Below are 3,771 nucleotides of genomic sequence, written 5' to 3' on the forward strand. Positions count from 1 at the left end.
CTTGAACCAGTCCACACGATCAACCGCAAGCTGATTGAGTACGGAGCCTAAGCCTGCCAGCCGCTTATTTCGCGCCGATCGCGGCCACTTTCATCCCGAATGGTCCGGGTGGGCAGTTGTGCACGTCGGAGACCGACGACAACGGCACCGGCACCGGTGCGTATGGCGGGTTCAAGCGGCATCTTCGGCGAAGGCAATCTCAAGCTCACCGATGCACTCAAGATCAACGCCGGCCTGCACTACGATAACGATCGCAAGCGTGTGGAGGCGCGCAATACGCAGGTCAGCTTTCTGACGCCGTTCACCTCGATCGACGACTTCACCTCTCCATTTGTCGGCAGCTTCGACCCCGATCCCGGCATCGCCGGCAATCAACTGGTCCCCGGGATCCGTCGCGCGGCCGCGCCGACACGGTCATCATCAAGGATATCATCAACGGATCGAACTGCGCGATTACTTCCGACCCGGGGAGCGCGGCCGCGGTCCGCGGCTTCGTGACTGCGGTCAAACCGCCGATATCGGCCGCTTCACGCTCGTGCCCCGCGTCGACCTTGCCTACGCTAGCGAGTTCCAGGCGAGCATCTTCAACCTATCCGTCGACCGGATCTAGGGGTACATCCTAGTCAACGCGCAGGTGCAGCTCAACGGTCCCGACGAGCGTTTCTATTTGCGAGGTCTTATCCAGAACATCATCAACGACGTTGCAATTACGGGTCGATACCTCTCCGACGCCGCGGTCGGTCTGTACACCGACATCTTCACGCTCGAGCCTCGCCGGTACGGCATCGCCGCCGGGTTCAGGTTCTGAAGCGCGGAGATGGGCGCTACTTCGTCGCTGTCTTGGTGGTGCAACCAAAAGAACGGTTCGAGCGATTTACCGCCAAGGGCTGCAGGAGGATCGAATGACCAAGGAACTGAAGAAGGGCGACAAGGTCGAGTGGAGTTCGCACGGCGGTACCGCGCATGGCGAGGTCGAGCGCAAGGTAACGAGTGACACCAAGATCAAGGATCACCAAGTGCGCGCCTCAAAGGACGATCCGCAATATATCGTCAAGAGTGACAAAGGCGGCGAAGCAGCCCACAAGCCGGACGCGCTCAAGAAGGCGTAACGCTATCCGCCGCCACGATGCGGCGATCAAAAGGGAGGAACGACCATGGCCACTGCCAAGCAGGAAAAGGGCGCCAAGGAAGCGGCCGTCAAGCAGACCAAAGCAGGTACCGGCATCCACGCCCCCGTGCAGCCGTCAAAGGAGCTCGGCGAGGTTGTCGGCGCCGATGCGATGCCCCGTAGCGAGGTGATCAGCAAGGTTTGGGAGTACATCAAGAAGCACGACCTTCAGAACCCTGAAGACAAGCGCGAGATTTTGGCTGACGACAAGTTGAAGGTGATCTTCGGCAAGGACAAGTGCACGATGTTCGAAATGAACAAGTACATTTCGGCCCACCTCAAAGCCGCCTAAGTTCGAACGGGGTACCGGTCGCCCCAACGCGACTGGTGCCCCTTGAACGACAGAGATGGGCACCAAAATTATTGGAGAATTTCTCTTCCACGATGCTGAACTTCATCGTTGCTGACCGCATCGCATATAAGCAAGGCGGATCACCTCCTTGTGGCGGTAATAGCAATCGGGGACGACGGACCCAAGATCGGACGCTCCGCCGGGCTTCAGCACTCCCCGGAAGCAGACGTCCGTTCATCTCCATCGCCAGCATCTCGTCATCGGCGGCGAAGCTCTTGTAGATCTCGCGTAGCGCCGATGGTGGGTCCGCGCCGTAGCGCGCGAACATCGGTCGGAACGCATCGAGCCAAGCCTGATTGCGCACGGGGTTCGTAGGGGCGGTTCCGTGGACGACCAGGTTTACGTTGAATGCGCGGGTCATGCGCGCACGCGTTGCTTCGATCCTCCCGCGTGCGCCGCCCGCGTCGGTTGCGCCAACAGCGATCGAGCCCAGGCCGCCCGCGTTTGACACGGCCGCAGCGAGATCCGGCGTGGACACGCCGGCCATAAGCGGCTATCAAAGAAGGCAGTATCCCCATGAAGAACGCGCATAGCGCGAAGAGCAGGGTGAACCGCTCACCGGTGCCGAATGTGTCGGTGAACACCTGCTCGGCCGAGTTCGGCTGGTAGGGACCAGCCGATGGGGGCTGCTTAGAGGTCGCGTAGTCGAGCAATAGGACGACCGGCGCTCTTGCTCGGTCTGCTCACCGGGCGAGGAGCAGGGCGGAACATGCGGGTGGCCGTCGCGTATTGGCTGAGCCGATGCGTCTTATCGAAAGAATATCCCTGCCCGTCGCGAGGGTGCCCTATGACATGACGGGGGTGAGGCGGCGCGTCCGCTCACCGGCACGTGGCGTGCTCGACAGCCCGTTTCGGCGACAATCCCAGTCGACCAGGAGATCAACGCATGAGCGTCGTGAGATTCGAACGCATCGATGACGTTGGCCACATCGTGCTGTGCGACGCGCCGGACAACAAGCTCGACCGGCGATGGACGGACGAGCTCCGAGTGGCGGTGCATCAGGCCAGCGAGTCCGACATCCGGGCGTTGATCGTCCGTTCCGAGGGTCCCGATTTCGGCACGGGCGGTGCCGTCGCGGAATGGCCCGGTAAGGATGTAGGCTGGTTTCACGCTTTCATTGCCGAGAACATACAGGCCTTCAACGCGATCGAGGCACTACGCGTGCCCACGATCGCCGCAGTTCGAGGCAAGGCCATGGGCGGCCATTTCGAACTGGTGCTCCACTGCGACCTCATCGTCACGGCGACGGACGCCACCTTCCTGGCGGTGGAGGCCTACACTGCCATGACCCAACTGGCCGGCGGCCTCCAGCGCCTGGCCGATCGGGTTGGCCGTAACCGAGCCGCTCAGCTGGTGATGCTCGCCGAGCCGCTCAGCGGTCAGATGGCGGGCGAGATCGGCCTGGCGTGTCGGGTGGTTGCCGGTGACGAGGTGGACGCCGTGGCGCGCCAGTTGGCCGAGCGGCTCGCCGCAGGGCCGACGCTCGCGCACGGGGCCACGCGCGCGTTGCTGAAGGCCTGGCAGTCCGGCGGGGTCGCCGGGGCCGACGCGCTGCAGCTTGACCTTACGATGCGGCTCTTTCAGTCCGACGATGCCCAACGGGCGTTCCTTGCTCTCAAGGAAACGATCGAGACCGGTGGCGACAAGTCCGAGAACGGGCCGTGGACTCAGATCGGCTTTTCCAACCGCTAAAGACGGTCGCCCGCATTCAGAAAGCCGGTGTGAGACGGTTGCATTCACCATGCCGATCCGCCCCCAGCCGGTGGCATCGAAAGGCGAGCTGAAAGCACTGCCGCACCATCGGTGTGCTTCGGGCATCGAAGTTCTTGGCGACCAGTTCACCGTTGGGGGTTGGATTGCGCTTGAGTCGGCGCGTCATCGTCAGCCCCGACGTAATTCGCGTTGACGGTGATCCCGTCCCTCGCCAGCCTGAGCTGCCCCCGTCCGAGTGGTCCATCGACTATGATAGTCTGGACCACGGGAGGGACAACGAATGCCGAGCAAGAAGTGCAAGTCGGAGGAGGTTACCCGCAAGCTGCGTTAAGTCGAGATCGTGTTGGGCCAAGGCGGCACGGCTGCTGAGGCATGCCGGCGCATATGCGGTTAGCCAGCAAGCCGCTGCCTCCGCCGGGGCAGGCTCTGCTGTCGCTGGCGCACGGAATATGGCGGGCTGAAGACCGACCAGGCGCCTCGCATGATCACCGCGTCGGCGGTGGCGCGACCGCCCTTTTCGTCATCATAGTGGTTGAC

The 3,771-nt window shown here is 62.6% G+C and carries 6 protein-coding genes; 5 read left to right on the top strand and 1 reads right to left on the bottom strand.

Annotation, left to right across the window (positions count from 1 at the left end; all coding sequences use genetic code 11):
• Window positions 1–162 precede the first annotated feature (162 nt).
• From ACFE7F_RS15610 to ACFE7F_RS15625, 4 genes are all read left to right on the top strand, one after another.
• On the top strand, window positions 163–498 hold the full coding sequence (locus tag ACFE7F_RS15610; protein WP_375404767.1) for a hypothetical protein: 336 nt from the start codon (window positions 163–165) through the stop codon (window positions 496–498).
• 136 nt (window positions 499–634) lie between these two features.
• Complete coding sequence (locus tag ACFE7F_RS15615; RefSeq protein ID WP_375404768.1) at window positions 635–808, top strand: hypothetical protein; 174 nt, start codon at window positions 635–637, stop codon at window positions 806–808.
• Between the two features lie 94 nt (window positions 809–902).
• On the top strand, window positions 903–1,109 hold the full coding sequence (locus tag ACFE7F_RS15620; protein WP_375404769.1) for a DUF2945 domain-containing protein: 207 nt from the start codon (window positions 903–905) through the stop codon (window positions 1,107–1,109).
• Window positions 1,110–1,154: 45 nt separating this feature from the next.
• The gene (locus ACFE7F_RS15625) at window positions 1,155–1,460 is read left to right on the top strand and encodes an SWIB/MDM2 domain-containing protein (protein ID WP_375404770.1); all 306 of its coding nucleotides are present in this window, start codon (window positions 1,155–1,157) and stop codon (window positions 1,458–1,460) included.
• Here ACFE7F_RS15625 and ACFE7F_RS15630 read toward each other — a convergent pair.
• On the bottom strand, window positions 1,447–2,007 hold the full coding sequence (locus tag ACFE7F_RS15630) for a nitronate monooxygenase (RefSeq protein ID WP_375404771.1): 561 nt from the start codon (window positions 2,005–2,007) through the stop codon (window positions 1,447–1,449). The genes ACFE7F_RS15625 and ACFE7F_RS15630 overlap by 14 nt on opposite strands.
• A gap of 399 nt (window positions 2,008–2,406) precedes the next feature.
• On the opposite strand from ACFE7F_RS15630, the gene ACFE7F_RS15635 reads away from it, so the two are divergent.
• Window positions 2,407–3,213, top strand: coding sequence for an enoyl-CoA hydratase/isomerase family protein (locus ACFE7F_RS15635; RefSeq protein WP_375404772.1), 807 nt, complete (start codon window positions 2,407–2,409; stop codon window positions 3,211–3,213).
• Window positions 3,214–3,771: the final 558 nt, after the last annotated feature.

The sequence above is a fragment of the uncultured Sphingomonas sp. genome (assembly GCF_964235535.1).
GTDB lineage: Bacteria > Pseudomonadota > Alphaproteobacteria > Sphingomonadales > Sphingomonadaceae > Sphingomonas.